This is a genomic window from Micromonospora sp. NBC_01739 (assembly GCF_035920385.1).
GTDB lineage: Bacteria > Actinomycetota > Actinomycetes > Mycobacteriales > Micromonosporaceae > Micromonospora.
The window spans coordinates 2,555,901-2,580,465 of sequence record NZ_CP109151.1 but is presented as its reverse complement, the minus strand read 5'-3'; the positions used below and the strand labels follow the sequence as shown (position 1 = coordinate 2,580,465).

At 67.1% G+C, this 24,565-nt stretch carries 22 protein-coding genes and 1 pseudogene; 15 read left to right on the top strand and 8 right to left on the bottom strand.

Annotation, left to right across the window (positions count from 1 at the left end):
• Window positions 1-7: 7 nt before the first annotated feature.
• Both OIE53_RS11420 and OIE53_RS11415 read left to right on the top strand, forming a co-directional pair.
• Window positions 8-1,282 (top strand): activator-dependent family glycosyltransferase, encoded by a 1,275-nt coding sequence (locus OIE53_RS11420; protein WP_327026586.1) that lies wholly within the window; start codon window positions 8-10, stop codon window positions 1,280-1,282.
• Between the two features lie 186 nt (window positions 1,283-1,468).
• Window positions 1,469-2,656 (top strand): acyl-CoA dehydrogenase family protein, encoded by a 1,188-nt coding sequence (locus OIE53_RS11415; RefSeq protein ID WP_327026585.1) that lies wholly within the window; start codon window positions 1,469-1,471, stop codon window positions 2,654-2,656.
• 192 nt (window positions 2,657-2,848) lie between these two features.
• On the opposite strand, the gene OIE53_RS11410 is transcribed toward OIE53_RS11415, so the two are convergent.
• From OIE53_RS11410 to OIE53_RS11400, 3 genes are all read right to left on the bottom strand, one after another.
• Complete coding sequence (locus tag OIE53_RS11410) at window positions 2,849-3,703, bottom strand: ABC transporter permease (RefSeq protein ID WP_327026584.1); 855 nt, start codon at window positions 3,701-3,703, stop codon at window positions 2,849-2,851.
• A 73-nt stretch (window positions 3,704-3,776) separates the two neighbouring features.
• Window positions 3,777-4,799 (bottom strand): ATP-binding cassette domain-containing protein, encoded by a 1,023-nt coding sequence (locus tag OIE53_RS11405; protein ID WP_327026583.1) that lies wholly within the window; start codon window positions 4,797-4,799, stop codon window positions 3,777-3,779.
• A 690-nt stretch (window positions 4,800-5,489) separates the two neighbouring features.
• Window positions 5,490-6,311 carry an NAD(P)H-binding protein gene (locus tag OIE53_RS11400; protein WP_327026582.1) on the bottom strand — a complete coding sequence of 274 codons (822 nt, stop codon included), beginning with the start codon at window positions 6,309-6,311 and terminating at the stop codon, window positions 5,490-5,492.
• Window positions 6,312-6,470: 159 nt separating this feature from the next.
• Between OIE53_RS11400 and OIE53_RS11395 the strand changes: the two genes are divergently transcribed.
• The 7 genes from OIE53_RS11395 to OIE53_RS11365 all read left to right on the top strand — a co-directional run bounded on the left by OIE53_RS11395 (window position 6,471) and on the right by OIE53_RS11365 (window position 13,814).
• The gene (locus OIE53_RS11395) at window positions 6,471-7,625 is read left to right on the top strand and encodes a class I SAM-dependent methyltransferase (RefSeq protein ID WP_327026581.1); all 1,155 of its coding nucleotides are present in this window, start codon (window positions 6,471-6,473) and stop codon (window positions 7,623-7,625) included.
• Window positions 7,622-8,455: an NAD(P)H-binding protein gene (locus tag OIE53_RS11390; RefSeq protein ID WP_327026580.1), complete on the top strand. Its 834-nt coding sequence runs from the start codon at window positions 7,622-7,624 to the stop codon at window positions 8,453-8,455. Before OIE53_RS11395 ends, OIE53_RS11390 begins: the two co-directional genes overlap by 4 nt.
• 11 nt (window positions 8,456-8,466) lie before the next feature.
• On the top strand, window positions 8,467-9,195 hold the full coding sequence (locus OIE53_RS11385) for a class I SAM-dependent DNA methyltransferase (RefSeq protein WP_327026579.1): 729 nt from the start codon (window positions 8,467-8,469) through the stop codon (window positions 9,193-9,195).
• Complete coding sequence (rdmE, locus tag OIE53_RS11380; RefSeq protein WP_327026578.1) at window positions 9,192-10,784, top strand: aklavinone 12-hydroxylase RdmE; 1,593 nt, start codon at window positions 9,192-9,194, stop codon at window positions 10,782-10,784. Before OIE53_RS11385 ends, rdmE begins: the two co-directional genes overlap by 4 nt.
• Before the next feature lie 60 nt (window positions 10,785-10,844).
• Window positions 10,845-11,555 carry an O-methyltransferase gene (locus tag OIE53_RS11375; protein ID WP_327026577.1) on the top strand — a complete coding sequence of 237 codons (711 nt, stop codon included), beginning with the start codon at window positions 10,845-10,847 and terminating at the stop codon, window positions 11,553-11,555.
• Window positions 11,556-11,795: 240 nt separating this feature from the next.
• Complete coding sequence (locus tag OIE53_RS11370; protein ID WP_327026576.1) at window positions 11,796-12,572, top strand: hypothetical protein; 777 nt, start codon at window positions 11,796-11,798, stop codon at window positions 12,570-12,572.
• A gap of 6 nt (window positions 12,573-12,578) precedes the next feature.
• Window positions 12,579-13,814 (top strand): CaiB/BaiF CoA transferase family protein, encoded by a 1,236-nt coding sequence (locus tag OIE53_RS11365; protein ID WP_327026575.1) that lies wholly within the window; start codon window positions 12,579-12,581, stop codon window positions 13,812-13,814.
• Window positions 13,815-14,045: 231 nt separating this feature from the next.
• On the opposite strand, the gene OIE53_RS11360 is transcribed toward OIE53_RS11365, so the two are convergent.
• Window positions 14,046-14,966: a hypothetical protein gene (locus OIE53_RS11360; RefSeq protein ID WP_327026574.1), complete on the bottom strand. Its 921-nt coding sequence runs from the start codon at window positions 14,964-14,966 to the stop codon at window positions 14,046-14,048.
• A gap of 451 nt (window positions 14,967-15,417) precedes the next feature.
• Here OIE53_RS11360 and OIE53_RS11355 point away from each other — a divergent pair, with 451 nt between their 5' ends.
• The 6 genes from OIE53_RS11355 to OIE53_RS11330 all read left to right on the top strand — a co-directional run bounded on the left by OIE53_RS11355 (window position 15,418) and on the right by OIE53_RS11330 (window position 21,405).
• The gene (locus OIE53_RS11355; RefSeq protein WP_327026573.1) at window positions 15,418-16,683 is read left to right on the top strand and encodes a beta-ketoacyl-[acyl-carrier-protein] synthase family protein; all 1,266 of its coding nucleotides are present in this window, start codon (window positions 15,418-15,420) and stop codon (window positions 16,681-16,683) included.
• Window positions 16,680-17,900: a ketosynthase chain-length factor gene (locus OIE53_RS11350; RefSeq protein WP_327026572.1), complete on the top strand. Its 1,221-nt coding sequence runs from the start codon at window positions 16,680-16,682 to the stop codon at window positions 17,898-17,900. The genes OIE53_RS11355 and OIE53_RS11350 overlap by 4 nt, the downstream gene beginning before the upstream one ends.
• On the top strand, window positions 17,897-18,148 hold the full coding sequence (locus OIE53_RS11345) for a phosphopantetheine-binding protein (protein ID WP_327026571.1): 252 nt from the start codon (window positions 17,897-17,899) through the stop codon (window positions 18,146-18,148). Before OIE53_RS11350 ends, OIE53_RS11345 begins: the two co-directional genes overlap by 4 nt.
• Window positions 18,149-18,150: 2 nt before the next feature.
• Window positions 18,151-19,176 carry a ketoacyl-ACP synthase III family protein gene (locus OIE53_RS11340; protein ID WP_327026570.1) on the top strand — a complete coding sequence of 342 codons (1,026 nt, stop codon included), beginning with the start codon at window positions 18,151-18,153 and terminating at the stop codon, window positions 19,174-19,176.
• A gap of 17 nt (window positions 19,177-19,193) precedes the next feature.
• Complete coding sequence (locus OIE53_RS11335) at window positions 19,194-20,183, top strand: acyltransferase domain-containing protein (RefSeq protein ID WP_327026569.1); 990 nt, start codon at window positions 19,194-19,196, stop codon at window positions 20,181-20,183.
• A 175-nt stretch (window positions 20,184-20,358) separates the two neighbouring features.
• Window positions 20,359-21,405 (top strand): nucleotide disphospho-sugar-binding domain-containing protein, encoded by a 1,047-nt coding sequence (locus OIE53_RS11330; RefSeq protein ID WP_327026568.1) that lies wholly within the window; start codon window positions 20,359-20,361, stop codon window positions 21,403-21,405.
• Window positions 21,406-21,416: 11 nt separating this feature from the next.
• Here the strand turns inward: OIE53_RS11330 and OIE53_RS11325 are convergent, their stop codons facing one another.
• The 4 genes and pseudogenes from OIE53_RS11325 to OIE53_RS11310 form a co-directional block, all read right to left on the bottom strand.
• Window positions 21,417-22,241, bottom strand: a complete 825-nt coding sequence (locus OIE53_RS11325) for an SDR family oxidoreductase (RefSeq protein ID WP_327026567.1) — start codon at window positions 22,239-22,241, stop codon at window positions 21,417-21,419.
• Between the two features lie 369 nt (window positions 22,242-22,610).
• A complete protein-coding gene (locus tag OIE53_RS11320; RefSeq protein ID WP_327026566.1) occupies window positions 22,611-22,916 on the bottom strand; it encodes a hypothetical protein in 306 nt (101 codons plus the stop codon).
• Window positions 22,917-23,268: 352 nt separating this feature from the next.
• A pseudogene (locus OIE53_RS11315) lies at window positions 23,269-23,700 on the bottom strand (transposase family protein); the annotation flags it as partial.
• Between the two features lie 104 nt (window positions 23,701-23,804).
• Entirely contained in the window at window positions 23,805-24,560 is a 756-nt protein-coding gene (locus OIE53_RS11310) for a TylF/MycF family methyltransferase (protein WP_327026565.1), read from the bottom strand.
• Between the last annotated feature and the right edge of the window lie 5 nt (window positions 24,561-24,565).

The following is a 24,565-nucleotide window of genomic DNA, read 5'->3' as shown; positions in this document are numbered from 1 at the left end:
GAAGGCAATGCGAGTCCTGGTCACATGCTTCGCGATGGACGCACATTTCAATGGTGTGGTGCCACTTGCCTGGGCACTGCGGACTGCCGGGCACGACGTGCGGGTGGCGAGTCAGCCGGCCTTGACCAACAGCATCACCTCGGCTGGCCTGACCGCGGTACCGGTCGGTACGAACCCCATGATGCGCGAGGTCCTGCAGAACGTGGGCCCCGCCATGTACGCACTCCATTCCAACCCCGACTTCCTCGAACACCGACCGGAGCTGCTGAACCTCGACTTCCACATCGCGTCCAACTCGATGCTGAACGCGACCTACTACATGCAGATCAACAACGAGTCCATGATGGACGACCTGGTGGAATACGCCAGGCACTGGAAGCCGGACCTGGTCATCTGGGAGCTGTTCACCTTCGCTGGCGCGGTCGCGGCCAGGGTGACCGGTGCCGCACACGCCCGTATCCTGTCCTTTCCGGACATTTTTTACGGCGTGCGCAAGGTGTTCCTGGAACATCTGACGAAGTCACCAGAGCGCCACGACGACTCGCTCGCGGAATGGCTGACGCTCGTGCTGGAGCAGCACGGCTGCGAGTTCGACGAGGAGGTCGTGACCGGCCAGTGGACCATCGACCAGATGCCCGCCGGCGTGCGGCTGCCCCTCGGCCTGCCCACGGTCGAGATGCGTTATCTGCCCTACAACGGTCCGACACCAGCAGTGGTCCCCGAATGGCTGTGGCAGGCACCTGACCGACCCAGGGTGTGCTTCACCCTGGGAGAGACGATTCGCCAGACGGAGTTCCCCAACGCGGTGAAGGTGGCTGACCTGTTCGACGCAATCGAGGACCTCGACATCGAGGTGGTGGCCCTGCTCGGCGAGAAGGAACTCGACGGCGTCCGGAAGATCCCGGACAACACCAGGGTCGTGGACCGGGTCCCCCTGGCCGCGCTCATGCCGAGCTGCTCGGCGATCGTCCACCACGGCGGCGCGGGAACGTGGGCGACAGCGGCGGCCTACGGCGTCCCCCAGGTCGCGATGGGTTGGATGTGGGACGCCATCTACCGCGCCCAGCGGCTCGAGGAACTGGGCGCGGGACTGCACATCCCGTCGTTCCAGCTGACGGTGGCAGGCTTGCGGGAGAAACTCGTGCGCGTCCTGACCGAGCCGTCGTTCGCCACGGGAGCGGCCAACCTGCGAGATGCGATGGCGAGTACCCCAAGCCCGGTTGAGACCGTCGAGAAGCTGGAACACCTGACGGCCCAGCACCGCGGCGTGACGCGGTGCTAGGCCAAGTCATCGGGGGAACCCGTCTGTCCGGACTCGAGACCGCCAGGCGGGCGATGCACGACGAGTGCGGGGCGCCGGACCACGTGCAGTTGGCGAGCCGGTGGGCGGAGGCTGCCGGGGCACACGAGCACGGGACCTGGCCGACGGCCGACCGAGAGAACCCATGCATGGAGTGGTGATCGTGAGATGACTTCAATGGCGAACACAGGGGCGAGGTTCGAAAAGCACGATCTGCTCGATCTCGACGACGAGTTGGGCGACGAGGCACGGAACACGCGTGACACCGTGCGCGCCTATGCCACGACCGAACTGGGACCGCGGATCGCCGACTGGTACGAACGCGGGACGCTGCCCCGCGACGTGGCGAAGGGGCTCGGCGCGCTCGGCCTGTTCGGCATGCAACTGAACGGGTACGGGTGCCCCGGGCTCTCGGCAGGCGCCTACGGCGTCGCCTGCCGCGAGCTCGAGGCGGTGGACTCGGGGCTGCGCAGCTTCGTGTCGGTCCAGGGCTGCCTCGCCATGTTCGCGATCCACCGCTACGGTAGCGAAGAGCAGCGGCAGGCATGGCTGCCGGCGATGGCCACGGGCGAGGTGCTCGGGTGTTTCGGCCTCACCGAGCCGGAAGCCGGCTCCGACCCGGGGTCGATGCGCACGTCCGCCCGCCGCGACGGCGTCGACTGGGTGCTGTCCGGCACCAAGACGTGGATCAACAACGGTGCCATCGCCGACGTCGCGGTGATCTGGGCGCGTGCGGAGGAGGGCATCCTCGGGTTCCTGGTGCCCACCGACGCGCCGGGGTTCACCGCACGCGAGATCACCGGCAAGCTGTCGTTGCGTGCCTCGAACACGGCTACCATCGTGCTCGACGACGTCCGGGTGCCGTCCTCCGCGCTGCTTCCCGGAGCACGCGGACTGAAAAGTGTGCTGTCGTGCCTGAACGAGGCCCGCTTCGGCATCGTGTGGGGCGTGGTCGGCGCCGCCCGCTCCTGCTACGCCAGCGCGCTCGACTACGTGGGTGGTCGCGAGCAGTTCGGCCGGCCGCTGGCCTCCTACCAGCTCTCCCAGCGCAAGCTCGCGGACATGGCGGTCGCGGTCACCCACGCCGGGATGACGGCGCTGCGGCTGACCAGCCTCAAGCAGGCGGGACGACTGACGCCTGTGCAGATCAGCCTCGGCAAGCTCGCCAACGCGCGGTCGGCGATCGAGGTCGCCCGCATCGCACGCGGCATGCTTGGCGCCAACGGGATCACCCTCGACTACCCGGTGATGCGGCACATGGCCAACCTGGAGGCTGTTACCACCGTCGAGGGCACCGAGGAGGTTCACACGCTCAGCATCGGCCACGCGGTCACCGGCTTGCCCGCGTTCCGCTGAAAAGGCGCGCTTGGGACATCCAGTGACCCAAGCGCGCCTCTCAGGGCATGCTGGCTTTCAAGCACGTCAACCCGTATCTGGGACCTGTTGAAGAAGGTTTTGACCAACGTCATCTACAAGGACAGCGCCCGGTAGGGGGCTGAACGGACTCTCGCCGTACCGATGCCCACATCGATGCGGCGAAGCCGTGTTTTAGCGGTCCTTGCGCTTGCGGTAGGCCAGCATGGTCAGTGGAGCGAAGATCGCGATCAGCGCCGCGGAGAGCCCGAATGCCCAGGCGAGCTGCTCAGCGGTGACGGTGCCGTGCATCAGGCCGCGGGCGGCGGTGGCCGCGTGGCTCATCGGGTTGGCATTCGCGACCGCCTGCATCCAGCCCGGCATCGACTCGGTCGGCACGAAGATGTTGCTGGCGAAGACCAAGGGGTACACCACGATCATGCTGGTCGAGGCGACCGTTTCCGGCGCCTTGGCAACCACGCCGATGGTAGTGAAGATCCAGCTTACGCCGAAGGCGAAGACGATCAGCATCCCCACCGCCGCAATCGAGCCGAGCACGCTCTCCGGCCGGAAGCCCAGCAGGACGCCGCACGTGATCGTCAGGGTCAGCGCGACGAGGTAGCGCCCCATGTCCGCCAGCAGGCTGCCGACGATGGTGGCCGGCTGCCAGAACGGCAGGGTGCGGAACCGGTCGAAGATTCCCTTGGTGATGTCGGTGTTCAGGGCGGTCCCCGTGTACACCGACATCATCACCACGGTCTGGACCAGGATGCCCGGCAGGAAGAACTGCAGGTAGTCCCTGGTCGAGCCGCCGATCGCGCCGCCGAACAGGTTGGTGAACACCAGCAGGAAGATGAACGGGAACAGGATCATGTCGACCAGCTGCGCCGGATGGTGCCGGAAGGTGGCGGCAGCCCGCCACAGGAAGGTGAGAGAGGCGGACAGCGGGCCGGGACGCGACGGCCTGCGCTGGACCGCCAGTGCCCCACGCAGAACATTCTCGGCGATGGGCCGGGGCTCGGTGATGGTTTCGTCCGTGGCGGCGCTCATGCTAGGTACCCTTTCTTTCTGCCGTCCTCGGACGGGCTGAACGTGCTGGCTGCGCTGTGCTTGGCGGGAGCACTCATCCGACGTGCTCCTTCTCCTTGCCGTCCTCGTACGAGGTTGGGTCAGCGGCCGGGCTGTGGTCGGCGTCGACCTTGTGGCCGGTGAGGGCCAGGAAAACCTCGTCGAGGCTCGGCTGGCCGAGTGAGTACTCGGTGATCCGGATGCCGGCCCTCGACAGACCGATCAGCGCATGTGCGACCTGCTCCGGGTCGTTCGCCCGGACCGAAAGAACCACCGGGTCGCGGTCGAACTCGACCGGCGCGTCGAACGCCTTGCCGAGCAGTTCGCCGGCGCGGGTCCGTTCTTCGGCGTCGAACAACCGCACGTGCACCGCGCCGTTGCCGACCGAGGCCTTCAGCTCGCTCGGGCTGCCCTCAGCGATGATCTTGCCGTGGTCGATGACCGCGATCCGGTCGGCTAGCGAGTCGGCCTCATCCAGCTGCTGCGTGGTCAGCAGGACCGTGGTGCCGACCGTCACCAGCGCCCGGACGGCCTCCCAGACCTGGTTGCGTGCGTGGGGATCGAGCCCTGCGCTCGGTTCGTCGAGGAACAGCAGCTTGGGTGAGACGATGATGCTCGCCGCGATGTCCAGCCGGCGCCGCATGCCGCCTGAATATGTCTTCACCAGCCGGTCGGCGGCGTACTCGATCCCGAATGCCTCGAGTAGCTCGGCTGCCCGCTTGCGGGACCCCGACCATGAGTGGCCGAGTAGGCGGGCCACCATCACGAGGTTCTCGGCGCCGGTAAGTGCGTCGTCGACCGAGGCGAACTGGCCGGTCAGGCTGATCAGCTTACGAACTTCCTCGGCCTCCTTCATCACGTCGCGCCCGAACACCCGTGCCCTACCGCCGTCCGGCTTGAGCAGGGTGGCGAGGGTGCGGATCGTGGTGGTCTTGCCGGCGCCGTTGGGGCCGAGGAAGCCGTAGACCATGCCGGGCGGCACGGCCAGGTTCACCCCGTCCACCGCGCGGACCTTGCCGAAGAGCTTGGTCAGCTCTTCGGTCTCTATTGCCAAAGCTGACTGCGATTCCACGTTCACTCCTCATAAAGGTGGTCGTCAACTCGAATATCCGGGCAGCTGCCAGCGTGGCGGCTACCAGCGGGTCTCCCTGGCCCGGGATCCGAATATTCGGCAAGGGCTCAAAGTGCCTACACCGTACACCGGAACCTTAGCGGCTCGCACATAGAAATTTATGTGGGGATGGGCTTGACAACGCCGGAAAAATACTATCAGGACCTCGGTATACGTGCAGGTCAGAGGCATCCTGTGCGTATGCCGGTAAACCCGGTCGAATGGTCTGCGTACGAGGTCGGAACTGGGATCGCTGCATCGAATGTCAGCGACAGCGACATTCGCCTTGCCCGGTCGAATTCGATTGTAGGACCGTTTGCCGGCGTCCCGAAGAGGTCCTTGCCGAGCTTGTTGGCCTCGCGCCTTCTTGAAGGGTGACTGGAGGCGGCGCGCCGAGAACGTGAATGTGCCCTCTGGTCTGGGAAGGTAGGACTTGTCGAGGGTCCTGTTCCATCCCGTCACGGAGGGCACTTTTCAGGGTGAAGGCCACCGGGTCACGTCCGAAGATCGATACCACTGCTGATGGTTGGGGCGTCGCCGGGCTGCTGTGGACCCCGACCAACGCGTCGGGACATCATCGTGCTCGCCACCCGAAACCATCACCCGGACGATCAAAGACACGCCGTCCCGTGATCGACTGCTGACGAAAAAACAAGATCAGCGGAAGTCGTCCGCGTGGTCGACCGCCCACTCGGCGAACGTGCGGCCCGGCCTGCCGGTGACGTCGAGGACGGTCGTGGTGGCCACCGGTGGCTCCAGCTCCCACTCGACGAAGTAGCCGAGGATGTGGTCAGCGATAATCTCCGGCCAGCCTTCCCGGATCATGTTCGCTCGGGCCTCGGCCGGGCTGAGCTCCTCGATGACAATCCGCTTGCCAATCGCCTCGCCGATGGCCTGGATCTGTTCGCGCTGCGTGATCTGCACCGGGCCCGTCAGCTCGTAGATCCGGCCGGCGTGGCCGTCCTCGATCAGCGAGGTGACCACCACGCTGGCGATGTCCGCCTCGTGGATGGGGACGGTGGGCACGTCGAGGTAGGCACTGCGCGCAACGCCTTCCGCACGAATGGTCGGCGCCCACACGTCGATCTTTGTCGTGGCGAACTCACCGGGCCGCACATGGGTCCACTCCAGACCGGATGCCTCGATCGCCTGCTCCACCGAAAAGTACGGCCGGCCGGAGGACGACAGCGACACGACCCGCCGCACCCCTGCCTGCTTGGCGAGGTCGATCACCTCATCGGGAGCGTCCAGCACGCGGTCACCGTTGATCGAGATCAGGTACATCTTCTCGACGCCGTCGAACAGGGCGGGCAACGTCTCCAGCCGGCCGAGATCACCCGCAACCACCTCGACGCCGGCAGGCAGTCCCGCGGTGGCGGGGTTACGGCTGGAAGCCCGCACGTGTTCGTTCGCCGCCATCAGCTGGTCGATTACCTTGCGGCCGACGCTCCCGGTCGCACCGGTCACCAAGATCGTCATTTTTCCTCCTGATTGCTTGCCACTGGTCGAACACCGTCGGCACCCCACCCTTCTCCGCCCGGATCGAATCCCGCTCGCAACAGCCGCACCTACCGGTTCTCAAATGGTTTCCGAGTCAACCCGGCAAACATCGGCCGTACGACCTCGGAGGGGAGAACGGTGGAGAAGCTGCTGAGGTTCGCGGACGGGGTCGAGGAGGACACGAGGGCTGCGGTCAGCGCCGCGGACGCCCTGTCCGTGCTGACCGAGGTGGTGTCGCGAGCTGCGCTGTTCGACGGTCCGGACTCCCGGGTCACCGTCCAGTTCGACCTCGGAATGGCGGACGAGCGGCTCGGCTACCTGGTCACCCTCGGCCCCGGCATTCCCACAGTGGAACCAGGGTGGTTACCGGACCCTCCCGCCACGGTACGTCAGGAACTCAGCGAGCTCGTCAGGGCCGTGTTCGGACCGGACGGCGGTGAACACGCCACCCGTGAGGTCGAGCTGATGGACGGCCCAGCGCCGCAGACCATCGACCCGGGTGCCGTGCTGGCGGAGCGGCGGGCAGCGGCCGTGGCCCTGCACCAAGTGCTCAAGGCGTGCTCGCCGGAACGGCTAGACCTGGACACGTTGGCCCTGCGCTTTGGGTCGGACAAGTGGGCCGATCACTGGTACACCCCGCACTACGGCCGGCATTTCGAGCAGTACCGAAACCGCAGGGTACGGCTGCTTGAAATCGGTGTCGGCGGGTACGACGCCCCGGACCAGGGCGGCGAGTCGCTGCGGATGTGGAAGTACTACTTCCGCCGTGGCCTGATCCACGGCCTCGACCTCTTCGACAAGTCGAGCCTTGACGAGCCGCGATTACGGACGATCAAGGGATCCCAGGCGGACGCGGGGTTCCTCACCGAGCTCGCCGGCCGGATCGGCCCACTCGACATCGTCATCGACGACGGCAGCCACCTCAGCGCCGACGTGATCCTCTCCTTTCAGACCCTGTTCCCGCTGTTGCGTCCCGGGGGCCTGTACGTGATCGAAGACCTGCAGACCTCGTACTGGCCGGGCTGGAACGGCGGCACCACCGACCTCGACGATCCCGGCACGTCGCTGGGATTCCTCAAGACGCTGGTGGACTCGCTGCATCACCAGGAGTACACCGGCGGCACCTCATCCGCAAAGGACAGGATGATCGGCGGCCTGCACTTCTACCACAACATCGCCTTCGTCGAGAAGAGCGTGAACGCCGAGCAGGCCTCTGCAGCCTGGATTCCCCGTGACATCCATCCGATGACATGGATGTACCCGCCGGCCACTTCCGAGGAGGGCATGAAGTGACGATCCTGGTGACCGGGGCGACCGGAACGGTTGGCCGGCACGTCGTCGACCAGTTGCTGGCCAGAGGCGCGAATGTCCGGGCGCTGTCCCGGAATCCCGCAGCCAGTCTTCCGGCCGACGTCGAGGTGGTCAACGGTGATCTGCTGAGGCCGGACTCGCTGCGGCCCGCACTGACCGGCGTGGACCGGATGTATCTGTTCCCGGTGCCCGACACTGCCAAGGAGTGCGTCGACATCGCGGTGCGTGCCGGGGTACGGAGGATCGTCGTGCTGTCTTCCGACGCGGTCAACACGCGGTACGAGATCGCCGGAGACAGCATCGACGACCACCTGGCGGTGGAGAACGCCGTGGCGGAGAGCGACGTCGAATGGACGTTCCTGCGACCCGTCGCGTTCGCGAGTAACACGTTGTTCTGGGCGCATTCCATCACGACCGAGGGGGTGGTCAGGGCCGCGTATCCGAATGCGGCGCAGGCCCTTGTCCACGAAGCGGACATCGCCGCCGTCGCCGTCACCGCCCTGCTGGAGGACGGGCACGCCGGCGGCCGGTACACCATCACCGGGCCGGAGGCGATCACCCAGGTCGAGCAGGTACGCACCATCGCGGACCAGATCGGTCGCGACATCCGGTTCGAGGAGATGACGCCGGAGGAAAAGCACGCAGAGATGATCCAGTACCTGCCGGAGGACTCGGTGCGGATGATCCTCGGCTACTTCGCCATCGCCGTCACCAACCCCGATCCCGTCACCACGGCGGTCCAACAGGTCACCGGCGTACCCGCGCGCACCTTCGCCGAGTGGGTGGCCGACCACGCATCGTACTTCCGGTAGGAGGATTTCCTATGTACGGAGCCGAGCTCGCCGAGGTGTTCGAACTCATCCACCGTGGCCGAGGCAAGAATTACCTCGCGGAGGCGGAGGAGGTGGCGAGGCAGGTAAGGGCTCGCAAACCGGCCGCCTCGTCGCTACTGGACATCGCCTGTGGCACCGGGTCACATCTGCGGGCGTTCGCCACCCTCTTCGACCATGTCGAGGGATTGGAGATCTCCGAGCCGTTCTTGCGAATCGCCAAGGCCGCCGTGCCGCAGGCGGTGCTGCACCTCGGCGACATGCGTGAGTTCGCGCTCGGCAGGACTTTCGATGCGATCAGCTGCATGTTCGGATCGATCGGCTACCTGGCCGACACCGGGGAGCTGAGCACCACGCTGACCCAGTTCGCCAAGCACCTGGCCCCTGGCGGCGTCGTCGCCGTCGATCCATGGTGGTTCTTGGAGAACTACGTCGACGGCTACGTCTCCGGCACGGTGATCGAGGTGGACGGCACGACGATCTCCCGGGTGTCGCACTCGAAGTTGGAAGGCAGCGCGTCCCGGATGAACGTGCACTACGTCGTGGCGGACGCGGCGGCAGGTGCCCGGCACTTCGTCGAGAACCACCGGATCACCCTGTTCACCCGCCAGCAGTACGAGACCGCCTTCGCCGCCGCTGGTTTCACTGTCGACTACATCGAGGGACTTCACGCGGGCCGCGGACTGTTCGTCGGCGTACTGACTAGCCAGGAGGAGACATGACGGACACGGCGGAGGTTCTCGTCGTCGGTGCGGGACTCGGTGGGCTGTCGGCGGCGATGTTCCTCGCGAAGCGAGGGGTTCGCACCCTGATCGTAGAGAAGCACCCGGGCACCTCGATCTATCCGAAGGCGGCCGGACAGAACCCGCGCACCATGGAGCTGCTGCGAATCGGCGGTGTGCTCGACCAGGTCAAGCAGGCCAATGACCTTCGCGGCCAGCACGGCGACTTCACTATCAGGGTCGCAGAAAGCGTCGGCGGCAAGGTGTTGCACACCTTTGCCGAGAGCGTCGACGACATGATTGCCGCGACCGCGCCGTGTACACCGCAGGGCTGGGGTTTTCTCGCACAGGACCAGCTGGAGCCGATTCTGCTGGCCCAGGCGGAGAAGTACGGCGCTGTCGCCCGGTACCGCACGGAGCTGGTGTCGTTCGAGCAGGGCCCGTCGGGTGTCAACGCTGTGGTGTGTGACGTGACGACCGGCAAGGAGTCCGTCGTGCACGCGGATTACCTGGTTGCCGCGGACGGTCCGGACAGCCCCGTTCGTGAGCGACTCGGCATCTCCCGGTATGGGCAGGGGGTGTTGTCGCACTTCGTCGGGGTCATTTTCGAGGCCGATCTGTCCGCCGTGCTGCCGCCGGGCTCGGTCGGGTGGTACTACCTGCAGAACCCGGCGTTCACCGGGACCTTCGGTCCGACTGACAAACCGAACCGGCACACGTTTTTTGTCGAGTACTCGCCCGACCGGAGCGAGTCGCCCGAGGACTTCCCGCCGGCCCGCTGTGTCGAGCTGATCCGGCTCGCGGTCAACATGCCGGACCTTGAGCCGAAGCTGCTGAACATCCAGCAGTGGGAGATGGCCGCCTACATCGCTGACCGCTGGCGGGACGGCCGCGTCTTCCTCGTCGGGGACGCCGCGAAGGTCACGCCTCCGACCGGCGGGCTCGGCGGCAACACCGCGATCGGCGACGGCTACGACATCGCCTGGAAGCTGGCCGCGGTGGTGAAGGGCACGGCGGACCCCGGGTTGTTGGACAGCTACGAACCGGAACGCAAGTTGGTGGCGCACCTGGTGGTTGACGAGTCGATGTCTGTTTACGCGAACCGGATGGCGCCGCACCTGATCGACAAGACTCCAGCCGGGGTCGGTTACTCCGAGGTGCTTCTCGGGTTCCGGTACCGGTCGGGAGCCGTCCTGATCGACGACACGGATCCAGCCACCGTCGAGGATCCGTTGCGCCCCAGTGGGCGTCCGGGATTCCGGGCGCCCCACGTCTGGATCACCCGCGCTGGATCCCGAATGTCCACAGTAGACATGTTCGGTGAGTGGATGTTGATCGCCGCGGACGAGAGATGGCGGGGGGCGGACGCCCGGGTCGACACCGTCGTGGTCGGCACCGACTTCGAGGAAACCGACCCTGACAGGCATCTCGTTACCCGCTACGGGATCGGTGAGTCCGGGGCCAGCCTCATCCGGCCTGACGGGATCGTCGCCTGGCGGACCGCGTCCCTGGTTCCCGAGGCCTTGCCTGCCGTGCTGGACAAGCTCCAGGTGCGCCAACTCCCGGAGAGCGCGGGGCCGAATCACTGACTCGTACGTTTCCACTGATTCCAAAGACGACGACACGCACTAGTAGGAAGAGATGAGCCCATGATTGACACTTCGCTGCCCATCGTCCCGCAGGACAGCACCGACCCAAGGGAGGTCTTCGCCACCACTCTGGTGCGTGCGGCGAAGCTGCCCCCACGCCTCGAGGCCGTCATGACGGAAATCGAGACAATTGCGGAGAGTGAGGGCATCCCGATCATCGGCCGGCTGGAGGGCACGATCGTCCAGATGCTCGCCACGCTGTGCGGCGAGCGGGCTATGAGGGTGCTCGAGTTGGGCACGGCGATCGGCTACTCGGCACTGTGGCTCGCGCACGCACTGCCTGAAGGCGGCAAGGTCACCAGCATTGAGCTGGACCCGGAGCGTGCGGCACGCGCGGCGGAATTCATCGACCGCGCCGGGTTCGCCGACCGGGTCGAGATCATCGTCGGCGACCTGTTCGAGCTGCTGCCGAGCCTCGGCGTCTACGACCTGATCTTCCAGGACGTCATGAAGCACCGGTACTTTGGCAATGACCCCAAGCTCGCGACCGAGCTGCTGCGGCTCACCAAGTCGCACCTCGAGGTGAACGGCATTCTCATGATCGACAACGCCTTCTGCGGTGGCGGTGTCGTCGCGGGCGACGTCGACGAGCCCTCCAACGAGCTGGCAGGCGTGCGGCGCATGAACGACGTACTGGCCCACGACCCCGACTTCGCCGGTGTGATCGTGCCGGTCCGGGACGGCCTCTGGGTCGCGCAGCGCAAGTCCTGACCATTGGATCGGTGTCCCTACGGCTCGGTGCGGCCGCCAGGATCGCGCTCGCCACTCGTAACGATCTCTCTTTCGGGCAAGGGGTGCGACTGTCAAGGTGGGGATGCCCGCACCACCGCTGCCCGTTACATGGCCTGGCGGCGGCCTCACGAGATTGAAACGGCGGCTCGAGCCCAGAGCTTGGGGGATGGGTAATCGGTGGGCCAGCCTGGCGATCACGATGCTCGGGAGAGAGAGGGTGTGGTCGGTGCGGAGGTCGTGATTGTCGTCGGGGAACACGCCGGTGCTGCCGCCCTGGCCGAACGCGGCCCGCGGCGCGCGACCGAGATCGGGTTGACCGCGTGGGCACCGCTCGGGAACCCGTGCTGGCCGCGACCGCCGGGCGACATCTACACCGCGCTGTCCCACTTACCGTCGCGAAAGGCCCGGACCATGACCCGCACCGCCGTCAGCTCCGAAGAGCTCGACTCGTCAGACCCCGCCGACCCCCGGCTGCACGCCAAGCGGGACTCGGCACCGTTGTGGCCCCACCTGCGTGCGCGGCCCGCACTGCATCGGCGACCGGAGCGTACAGACCAGCCCGGGTCCTGGCTGATCACACGCAATGCCGAGGCGATGGTTGTCTACCGCGACAAGGACCGCTTCACCAACTGCCAGGTCGGCGGCGCGCCGCTCACCGACCGCGACGTACCGGCCAACTGCTGCGGCCTGATCATCGGCGGCGACGAGACGGGCAGGCACGCGATCGCCAGTGGCCTTCCCACGTTGATCGAGCACCCCGTGCCTGGGCGGGCGCTCAAGGCGGGCGAGACTGATCCGCCGACCGCGGCCGACGAGGCGCTGCGCTGGACCGACCCGTCGCCGCACGGAAGCCGGATAGCGACCGAGGACGTCGAGGTGGACGGCAACCGCGATCCGGCCGTCTCAGCCGACTCGGACCGGTTCACCGTGGACCGCCACCCCAACAAGTACGGGATGAGCACGCTCCCGGTCGCGCTCGATCCAGAGACGAGGTGACCTGCCGTGCCGAAGAGCGAACGACCCGGCAGCGTGGACCTGCCACTGTCCGGCGTCACGGTCGTTGCGCTGGAACAGGCGGTGGCCGCGCCGCTCGCAACGCGCCATCTCGCCGACCTCGGTGCCCGCGTGCTCAAGGTGGAGCGGCCGGACGGCGGTGACTTCGCGCGTGGCTACGACACCAGCGTCAACGGAATGGCGAGTCACTTCGTCTGGCTCAACCGGGGCAAGGAGTCGGTGGCGCTGGACCTGAAGTCACCCGGCGGCCGCCAGGTCGTCGCAGATCTCGTCGCCACGGCCGACGTGTTCCTGCAGAACCTCGCGCCGGGTTCGGCCAGCCGGCTCGGCCTCGGCGCCGCCGACCTGCGGGCCAGGCACTCCCGACTGGTGACGGTCGACATGTCCGGGTACGGCGTCAGCGGCCCCTACCGCACCCGGCGCGCCTACGACATGCTCATCCAGTGCGAGGCCGGGCTGGTCTCCGCCACCGGCGCCGAGAACAGCAGGACGAAGGCGGGGCTGCCGGCCTCCGACATCGCGGCGGGCATGTACGCACTCACCGCGACCCTGGCCGCGCTGGTGGGCCGGGCGGTGAGTGGGCAGGGCGCCGGCATCGAGATCTCGATGCTTGAGGCGACCGTCGAGTGGATGGGCTACCAGCTCTACCACACCCAGGGGACCGGGCAGTCCCCGCCCAGGATGGGCCTTGCCCATCCCAGCGTGGTGCCCTACGGCGCGTTTCCCGCTCAGGACGGTGTCGACGTCGTGATCGGGGTTCAGAACGACCGGGAGTGGGCGCGGTTCGCCGAGGACTTTCTCGGCAGGCCCGACCTGGCAACCGATCCGGAGTGGGCGACGAACGTCGCGCGTGTGCACCACCGCGAGACGGTGGACGCCCTGGTCGCCGCGCACACCGTGCGGCTGCCCGCCGACCGGCTCGTCGCGTGCCTTGACGCCGTCGGAGTCGCGACCGGTCGGGTCAACGACATCGGGGACGTGCTGGCGCATCCGCAGCTGGCCGCGCGGGACCGCTGGCGGCAGGTGGACACGCCCTCAGGGGCCGTGCGCGGGTTGCTCCCGCCGTTCACGGTCGCGGGAGTTGAGCTGCCTATGGGCCCGGTGCCCGAGCTGGGGGAGCACACGGAAGCTGTGTTGCGTGAGCTGGGCTACTCCACGGCGCGGATCGAGGCGTTGCGGCGCGAGGGCGCCGCCTCCGTGCCGATCGAGAGTTCGCGCTCCTGACCGTCCGGCGGTCGCTACGAGTTCGGTTCGGTGTGCAGCTTCTCGTGCGGCGGCTGTACCGGCGGCAGCGTCCACGTGATGGACCGGGGCTCGCTCGGTGTGCTGCCGATGCCCGTCTTCCCGGGGCCGCCGGCACCGTCTCGCTGCCTCGTGATCGGGCATTTCATCGAGTAGGGCTGATGGGGAAGCCCCGGCGGTTGGCTACCACCGGGGCTTCGGATCGCCGGAGACTTATACGGCGAAGGTGGCGGCAGGGCCGCCCACCTTGGTCCAGCCGCTGCCTCCAGGGACCTTGCGCCAGATGCCGCTCTTGTTCAGGCCGTACAGGGTGCCGTCGTTGGCGACGGAGAACAGATCGCCAGGGCCTCCCGCGTATTCCCAGTGGAGTTCGGCGTCGAAGAAGCGGTAGACGTCACCGTTGTGCGGACTCGTGGCGACCATGTACCCACCGGTGTACATCTTCTTGGCGGGGCCGCCCACCTTGATCCAGTCGAGGTTGCCGCGCCACGCGTAGATCCCGCTCTTGTTCTGTCCGTAGACGTAACCGACGTTGGTGATGACGAAGTCGTCGCCGGGGCCACCGATCCTGTTCCAGGGTAGGAAGGGCAGGCCCGTGTAGATGTAGGGTTCATTGGTCGTGAGGCTCGTTGCGATGAGCAGGCCGACGCCGCCGGACCTGATCGAGGACGCCGGGCCACCGATCTTGCGCCAGTCGTCGCCGCCCCACCACTCGAAGATGCCGGTGCTGTCGAGCCCCTGGATGATTCCGACGTCGTCCACGGCGTACTGATCGTAGGGGCCCCCGATCTCGAGCCACGTGGCCGTCGCGTGGTCGTACCAGGAGAGTTTGCCGGTCGTCGGGCTCGTCGCGTAGACGTAACCGCCGCCGGCGTGGATTTCGGCCGCTGGGCCGCCGATCTGCGACCAGCTCTGACCGTCGAACATCCAGATCGCGTCACGTTTGGGCGTCAACGCGTACAGGGTGTTCTCGCTGACAGCCACTGAGGCGCGCATCGCGCGGGCGTCAGCGGAGCGCTTTTCGACGATCTCGTACAGTGAGAGCGGCGTCTTGTTGTCTTGTTCAGCGGCGGCGACTGCCGGCGCCGGCACAACCAGCGCGGCCCCGAGCGCTACGGCTGTGGCAACGAGCATTCGTCTTAGCATGTTTCCCTCCAGCGATTTCGCCCGGGATGGGCCCGATGAGGTAGCACAGGTCATGGACCGGTCGACATGGCCCAGACCGGTCGCGAACCGTTCCTACTGACGGTCATGCGGATGCGGTACCAGTGGAGTAGAAGCGCGGGGGAGAGCGCCTCCGGGGACACCACATGCAGAGAGATCTGCCACCCGGGTCACAGCTACCTCCGTTAGCCGGTGAGTATCGGCTTTCCAGATGGTCGGCCGGCGTGCTCGGAAAGCAACCGGGGTCCGCTCCAGAGACGCTCTGACAGCGGCACTTCAACGGTTTCCGGACCGTGCCGGACACGATCACCGCAGACCACGGTCAAGGGCGACCAGATGTCCGGTTATCCCTCTAGCCCATTTCTAGAGCGACGGCCCATCGTGAGTTCAGCAATCGATGCGCACGATCTGGGAGCCAGCCATGGGAGAACGTCGTGTCGCCATCACCGGGATAGGTGTTGTCGCCCCCGGCGATGTCGGGACAAAGGCGATGTGGGAGCGCATCGTGTCCGGTGTGCCTGCGACCAGGCTGATCACGGCGTTCGACTCCACGCCGTTCCGCTCGAGGGTCGCGGCAGAGTGTGACTTCGACCCGCGTAAGGAAGGCCTCACCGAGGACGACATCGAGCGGCTGGACCGAGTGGGCCAGTTGGCTGTCGTCGCGACCAGGGAGGCACTGGCGGACAGCAACTTCGAGTGCGTGCCAGACAACGCGCACCGGGTCGGGGTAAGCATCGGCAACGCGGTGGGCTGTTCGCAGCGCCTCGAGCAGGAGTATCGCGCGGTCAGCGACGAAGGAAGGCAGTGGTTGGTCGACCACCGCCGCGCGTCACCCAACCTCTACGACTACTACGTCCCCAGCTCGCTGGCGGCCGAGGTCGCGTGGCTGGTCGGTGCGGAAGGACCCAACTCGATCGTCTCGGCGGGGTGCACGTCCGGAGTCGACGCCGTCGGTTACGCCTGGCAGCTGATCCGGGAGGGCACGGTCGACGTCATGGTCACCGGCGGTGCGGAGGCGCCGATCACCCCCATCACAGTCGCCTGTTTCGACGCGATCAAGGCGACGTCGCCACGCAACGACGACGCGGGGAGTGCCTCGCGTCCATTCGACCGGACCCGCAACGGGTTCGTGCTCGGCGAAGGGGCTGCCGTCCTCGTGCTGGAGGAGCTCGAGCACGCGCGCGCACGTGGCGCACACGTCTACGGCGAGGTCAGCGGTTACGCCTGTCACGGGAACGCTCACCACATGACCGGCCTGCGCCCGGACGGGCGAGAGATGGCGGCCGCGATCACCTCGGCGCTGGACAGAGCCAAACTCGACCCGACCGCCGTCGACTACGTCAACGCGCACGGTACGGCCACCCGGCAGAACGACGTGCACGAAACCGCTGCCTTCAAACGCAGCCTCGGCGAGCACGCTTATGCCGTGCCGGTGAGCTCGATCAAGTCGGTGATCGGCCACTCGCTCGGCGCCGTCGGTGCGATCGAGGTGGCCGCGTGCGCGCTGGCGATCGAGCACGGCGTGGTGCCGCCGACCGCCAACCTGCACCATCCCGACCCCGAGCTGGACCTGGACTACGTGCCGTTGGTCAGCCGCGAACAGGACCTGGCCACCGTGCTGACGGTGGCCAGCGGGTTCGGCGGGTTCCAGAGCGCGATGGTGCTGACGGATGCGAGAGTTCGATGACCGCAGCGGTGGTCACCGGTTTGGGGGTCGTGGCACCCAACGGGCTCGGCACGGAAGCCTTCTGGTCGGCGACCCTGCGTGGCGAGGACGCGATCCGGCCGTTCAGGCGCTTCGACCCCGGCTCGTATCCCAGCAAGCTGGCTGGTGAGGTACTCGACTTCGACGTGAGCAAGCACATTCCGAGCAGGCTGATCCCGCAGACCGACCGGATGACTCAGTTCGCCCTCGCCGCCGCCGACTGGGCGATCGCCGACTCCGCCGTCGACACCACACGGTTGTCCCCGCTGGAGATGGGGGTGATCACGGCCAGCGCGGCAGGCGGCCTCGAACTCGGCCAGCGCGAGCTGCAGAACCTGTGGCGTGACGGGCCGGACCACGTGAGTGCCTACTTGTCCTTCGCGTGGTTCTACGCGGTCAACACCGGTCAGATCTCTATCCGGCACGACATGCGTGGTCCCACCGGGGTGTTCGTGGCGGAACAGGCGGGTGGCCTCGTCGCCATCGCCCACGCCAGGCGGGTGGTCCGCAGCGGGACCCCGCTGGTGCTCACCGGTGGCATGGACTCCACGCTGTGCCCGTACGGCCTGACCGCTCAGGTTGCCGGCGGCCAGCTGTCCACGCGGGAGGAGCCGGCCCGTGTGTACCTCCCGTTCGACAAGGACGCCAACGGACAGGTGCCGGGTGAGGGTGGAGCGATCCTCGTGGTCGAGGACGAGCGGCGGGCACGGGCGCGTGACGCGCGGATATACGGTGAGATAGCCGGCTACGGCTCAACCTTCGACCCTCGGCCGGGTTCTGGGCGGCCGCCCAACCTCCGGCGTGCGATCGAGGTCGCGCTCGATGACGCTGGGCTGGACACCGCCGACATCGCGGTGGTTTTCGCCGACGCGGCTGGCGTCGCCCCGCTCGACCGTGTCGAGGCGGAGGTGCTCGTCGAGATGTTCGGTCCACACGGCGTGCCGGTGACCGCGCCCAAGACCATGATCGGTCGCCTCTACTCCGGCGGTGCCCCACTCGACGTCGTGCTGGCGTTGCTGGCGCTGCGTGACGGAGTCATCCCGCCGACCACGAGAGTCACACCTTGCTACGACATCGACGTCGTCCTCGGGGAAAGACCGAGGCCGTTCGCCGGCTCGGCCGCACTAGTACTCGCCAGGGGGCACGGGGGGTTCAATAGCGCACTGGTCGTCAGCAACCGGAGAAGGGAAGACGGATGAGCGAGCTCACGTTGTCCGAAATGATCGAAATCATGCGTGAATGCGCTGGCGAGGAGGCGTCGGTCGACGTCGGCGACGACATCGGGGATGTGGACCTCCAACTCCTCGGGTACGACTCCCTGGCACTGATGGAGGCCGCCGCAATCGTGAAGCGCACGTACCGCGTCGAACTGTCCGACGACGCACTGTCCGAGGTGCGCACGCTCAACCAGTTCGTGGCCGCGGTTCAGCAAGTCGGCCGCAGCTGACGGTGGAACTCCCCTACATCGACAGCACGGGGACGTGGTTGCCGCCGAGGGTGCCCACCGGGCAGGTGGTCGCCGCCGGCAGGTTCGATGCAGCGCTGGCTCGGGTCACCGACGTGGTCTCGGTCGCGGTGGCCGGCGAGGAGTCCGCGCCGGAGATGGCCGTCCGCGCGGCTAGGACGGCGTTGGCCCGTGCCCGCTCAACGGCCGCCGACATCGACCTGGTATTGCACGCCAGCTTTTTCTACCAGGGCCACGATCTGTGGGCGCCAGCATCCTACGTGCAACGGGAGGCGGTGGGGAACAACTGCCCGGCCATGGAGGTCCGCCAAATGTCCAACGGCGGGATGGCCGCGATGGAGCTGGCTTCCGCCTACCTCGCCGTCGATCCTGGGCGCTCCTCGGCCCTGATCACCACGGGAGACAAGTTCTGCCAGCCCGGTTTCGACCGCTGGCACAGCGATCCCGGCACCGTGTACGCCGATGGCGGAACGGCGTTGGTGCTGTCCCGCCGTGGCGGGTTCGCGCGGCTACGCAGCCTGGTCACCCTGTCCGTGCCGGAGCTGGAAGGTATGAACCGCGGTGACGACCCCTTCGGGCGAACGCCGTTCGAGCACCGGCCACAGGTCGACTACGAGGTGTGCAAGCGTGCCTTTCTCGCCAGGACCAGCGTGTCCTACGCGGTCTCGTTGGTGAGTTCCGCTCAGGAACGCGTGATCAAGCAAGCCCTGGCCGCCGCAGATCTCGAACTCGGCGACATCGACCGGATCGTGTTGCCGCACGTGGGTCGCAGGCGGCTGAAGGTAGCGTTCTTCAGCAGTTTCGGCATCGACCCAGCGAGGACCACCTGGCCGTGGAGTCGTGCTGTCGGCCACCTCGGCGCGGGCGACCCTATCGCCGGCCTCGACCATCTGGTGACCAGCGGCGTGCTCGATACGGGCCACACGTGCATGCTGGTGAGCGTCGGTGCCGGGTACAGCTTCTCGTGCGCAGTGGTCGAGGTACTCGACCGCCCGGCGTGGGCCGGGTGAGGAAGGGAAGGAGGCCGATGGGCCGACCGATCGCGTTGTTGTTGCCGGGCCAGGGATCCCAGCACGCCGGCATGGCCACCGGCCTGTATCGGACTGACCCGGTGTTCACCGCGGCTATGGACGAGGTGTTCGCCGAGATGGGAGAGGAAGGCGCCCGCCTGCTGGCCGACTGGCTCGCGCCGCACCCACTCGTCGACCTCGACCACGTCACCCGCTCACAGCCCCTGTTGTTCGCTATCGACTACGCGTTGGGGCAGGTCGTACTCGACTGGGGTCTACGGCCGGAAGCGTTGTTGGGGCACAGCATCGGTGAAGTGGCCGGGGCCACGCTGGCCGGCGTGTTCAGCCTGAGTGACGCGGTCCGGCTCGTGCTCGACCGGATACACCGGCTGGCCGACGGCCCGCCGGGCGGCATGCTCGCTGTCGCTGCGCGGCGGGAGGACGTCACGGCCTTCCTCGACGGCGACGTCGTCATCGGTGCTGTCAACGCGCCGAGGCAGATCGTGCTCGCCGGCCCGGACCCGGCACTCGCGTTGGTGGAGAAGTCCCTGGTGGCGCAGAACTTCACGTGTCGACGGGTTCCTTCGCTCAGTCCGTTCCACAGTCCGGTGCTCGAGCCGGCCACCGCGGGAGCGGCCGAAGCGATCGCCAAGTTGCCGGTCTCCCCGCCGCGGATCACCCTCTATTCCTGTTACACAGCGGTTCCGTTGACGCATGAGGACGTGGCCGACCCGAACTACTGGGCCCGCCAACCGGCCGCAGCGATCTGGTTCTGGCCCGCGCTGAACGCGATGCTGGCCGAACGCGACGTCGTCCTCGTGGAGACCGGACCCGGCCAGGGACTGGCTCAGCTGGCCAGACGTCATCCGGCGGTACGGGCCGGCCGCAGCACGGTGGTGTCGCTGTTGCCGGGCCGCCCGGGGCCGGGTGATCTCGACCGGTCCGCACTGGCCGACGCAGCGAAGAGCCTTGGGGTAAAAGGACGTACTGACCTACCAGGAATGTGAGCAATCGATGCGCGTGCTTTTTGCGGTATCGTCGTGGCCCACTCAGTACGCAGCGATGGTTCCGATCGGCTGGGCCCTGCAGGCGCTCGGGCACGACGTTCGAGTCTTGTGCGCACAGTCCCAGGTGGATCCGCTGTGCAGAGCAGGGCTCACCCCGGTCCCTGTTCTCGACGGAATGACCGTCGAGGTACGCAATCGGCTCCAGCACTACCAGGAGGCGGTCGACGGACCGTGGCGCTATCCGTGGTTGCCGCTGCACCCACTCACCGGCGAGCCGCTGGACAGCCTCGCCGGCTTCGACGTCGCGGACTACCGGCGGCGTGTCGAGCCGGAGTTGGCGAGGCGGACGGCACTCAGCTTCGACGCTGCTGTCGACTACGCACGCCGGTGGCGTCCCGACGTCGTGCTGCAGGACCCCGCCAGCCTGGAGGCCCTACTCATCGGCCGGGTGCTCGACATTCCCGCAGCCGTCTGCCTGTGGGGGCCGATCGGCACCGAGGAGCCCGCGCACGTCCGTCCGCTGCCGGCCGACTTCAGTGGCTCGTTCGAGCGTTACGGTGTCGACTTCGGGCCGGATATGATCGAGTACGTTATCGACCCGTGCCCGTCATCGCTCGAACCGCCGACTCGGGCCAAGCGCCTGCCCGTACGGTTCGTGCCCTACAACGGGAGTGCGATGGCCCCGGCGTGGTTGCTGGAGCCGCCGCCCGCTCCTCGAGTGTGCATCACGTGGTCGACCGCGTTGTCCACGGTCTGCGGCCCGGCGACCCACCTGCTGCCGAACCTGGTCGACGCGCTCGCCGGCACCGGCTTCGACGTCGTCGTCACGGCCACCGCCCAGGACGCGGCCACGGTCGGCGCGACGCCATCCAATGTGCGGGTGGCCCAACGCCTTCCGCTGCACGCCCTGCTGCCGAGCTGTGCCGCAGTCGTGCACCATGGCGGATCTGGCAGCGCGATGACAGCCGTCGCGGCCGGCGTGCCGCAACTGGCGGTCACCTTCGCCACCGAGCAGGCGACGACCGGATCCCGGCTGGCTGCCACGGGAGCGGCCGTCCACCTGCCCGGCGACGAGGCCGAGCGGGACGTCCTCCTGACAATGGTCGAGGGACTGGTGAACGTGGCCGGCTACCGGGAGAGTGCCGCCGTACTGCGGACCGAGAGCCGGCAGCGGCCGTCCATGGCGGAACTGGTCAACACACTCGAGGACCTGGCCCGATAACCGAGGCTGTCCTACCTGAAGTCGTCGGCGTGGTCAGCAGCCCACTCGGCGAGTGTGTGCGCCCGCTTGCCGGTCGCCTCGGCCACGTCCGGCCGCGCCTCAGGCGGGTGATCCGTCCACGTCTTGAAGTACGAGTGAAGGTAGTCGATCACCTCGACCGGCCAGCCGACCTGCAGCATCTCCTCCTTCTCCTGCTCGGGGGTGATCACCTCGATCGTGACTTCTTTGCCGACGGCGTTGGCGATCGCCATGACCTGCTCGCGTTGGGTGGTGGCCTCGGGCGCGGTCGGCCGGTAGATCTTGCCGGCGTGACCGTCGTTTACCAGCGCCGCCGCGGCCACCGCGCCGATGTCGGTCTCGTGTACCGGCATGCCCTTGGCGTCCGGGAAGGCCAGCCGGACGTGGCCCTGGCGGATCGGCTCCGACCAGCTGTCACGCTTGTTCAACGCGAACTCGCCAGGCCGCACGTGAGTCCATTCCAGGCCGGAGTTCTCCACCGCCTTCTCGACGACCAGGTGGTACCCGTCATCGTGCTTGTCGGTCACAGCGTCCGAGGACAGCACCACGATCCGCCGGACACCGGCTTGTTTCGCCAACTCGACGACCTGTGCCGCAGTCTCCGGCACGGAGAACAGGTGCATTGCCGTGACACCGGCCAACGCCGGCCGGATGGTTTCCGGCTCCAACAGATCACCTTGTACGACTTCGACTTCCGGCGGGAACGAAGCCTTGTCCGGATCGCGGGTCAGCGCGCGGACCTGAGCCCCGGCCGCAAGGAGGTGCTTGACCACCTCCTTGCCGACGTTGCCGGTGGCGCCGGTCACTAGAATCGTCACAATTCCTCCCAGGATCTCGGAATAATGTGCTCGCCGCCCGCATCAGCGGGTGAGCGCGGTACGTAGGTAGTGGCCGTGTGGCTTCGGCCGGTCGTGATCTGCTCCGAAGTGCCCGTCCCGATCAACCTGCCGCCCTGATCACCGCCGCTGGTGCCGATGTCGATGGTTCAGTCCGCTCGGGCGCTCCCTCCAGGCGAAACACAGCAAGCATCCCCATCAGGGTTGGTGTCGATGCGGAGAAACGCTACCAAATATACGGGAGTCGTGGCAATGATACCCGTTCTTCTAATGCGGAGTGGATATCGCGTTCATGTAGGTCGGCTGACTGCTTCTGGGGTGCAAATCGCTGACAGCATGAACGCTGATTTGTCAAATGCGGTGGTCGTGTCCGGTTCTTAAGTTCGTGGCACGCTTTCGCGTCGCTGAAGCCATGCGCGGGGCCACCTCCTCGACGCCTGCGATCCGCACACCCGTGGCCGATCCGCAGCCCGAGTTGTGCGCCGTCACCGAGGAGGTCGCCGACCTGGCGAAGAGGGCCGGGGTGCTGTCGTTGTCGGGCCGGCCGTACGTCACGGTGGAGAAGGCGGTCCAGCGGAACCAGGTCCGGGCGATCGGTGACGCCATCGGCAGGCAGACCGGATCGAGGAACTGCCCGGCACAGCTGCGGGCGAACATGTTGCGCGAGGGTGGCCGGAGATCACCGCGGACCTTATTCGCGGCGGTACGCGCGGTAACCGGTCGACCCGGACGCACGTTCGCTCGGTGGGCGGCCGATCGTGTGGCGGACGTCCGGCAACGCTCGCGTCGGAACCGGGTCGGTAGCGTCGCGACCTGTCCCGGTCTTCATGATCTCTCGCTATTCACGGTATGTCTGCGTCAATAGCGAAGGCAGTTGCTCGCTCCTCGTCTGACCTGCGGAGTGATCGAACGCTTGACAGCATTCCTTGCGTTCTGTCAAGCGTCGGAGAGGACCAATTTTCCATGCACGTTCCGCTGGCGAAGAATGAGCCCCTTTTCATCGTGGGCTTCAGTCGCTCTGAACGTGGTGCAGGACGAGGATGGCCTGGAGGATCGCGGCGGCGCGTCGGGGGCAGCAGCGGAGCTCGGCTAGGGCTTTCCAGTCCTTGAGGGTGGGCGACGGCGCGTTGTGAACCGCGCCGGGTAGGGCAGGCGAAGTCCAGACCAGGCGCCCTTCGCAGCCCGTGATGATCTGCACGTTCACCCCGTGGCGCTTGTGCTTACCGGAGTAGCGCGGGCGTTGGTCTGCGACCCGGTCGATTGGGATCAGGGTGCCGTCGAGGATCGCGTACGCGAGTCGGCTGATGCGTCGCATCGCTGAGTTCAGGTCGTCGGCGTGCGCGGCGAGCAGGTCGATGGCTTCTCGGACGTACCGCCATGCTGTCGTGACGCTGACCGCGAAGCCACAGGCCGGATGGGTGATGGTGGCCCCGATGCGGAGGAGTGTTGAGGGGACGCCGGGCGGGCTGAAGGCGTCGATGGGCAACGGCGCCGTGCACGTGCGGCTCTTCGATCCGGACGACCACGGCCGGAGCCGCCGGTGTCTCAGCTTTCCCGGCGCCAGTACACGCTGCTGTCGTCGATGGTCACCAGCTCGGCGGTGATGCCGTGCTGGTCGCGGAACTCCGTCGTCGCGAGCCGGCAGGCGGGGATGACGTAGTCGTCGATGATGACGAAGCCGCCGGGCGACAGCTTCGGGTATAGGTTCACCAGGGCGTCCCGGGTGGACTCGTACAGGTCGCCGTCGAGCCTCAGCACCGCGAGTTGGTCGATCGGCGCCGTCGGCAGGGTGTCGCGGAACCAGCCCTTCAGGAACACGACCTGCTCGTCGAGCAGCCCGTAACTCTCGAAGTTGCGCTTCACCTCGTCGAGCGAGACGGCGAGCTGGCTGTTGTACTGATGCAGCGCCAGGTCGCGGTCGTCGGGATGGCTGCTCTCATCGGTGACCGGCATGCCCTCGAAGGAGTCGGCCACCCACACCCGGCGATCCTTGACCTCGTGAGCGTGCAGCACCGCACGCGCGAAGATGGAGGCGCCGCCGCGCCACACCCCGGTCTCGATCAGGTCGCCGGCGACGCCGTCGGCCAGCACCCGTTCGATGCAGGACTGGAGGTTGTCCAGCCGCTTGAGCCCGATCATGGTGTGCGCCACGGACGGCCAGTCCTCGCCGTTGACCCGACTGTGCTCGTGGTACCCGGGGCCCTGGTAGAACCAGGAGGCCTCCTGCGCGGCGTCTCGGTAGATGACGTTGGTCAGGACCTTCTTCAAGAGATCGAGATAGAGCGTGGTGTCACTGGCCATGGAAG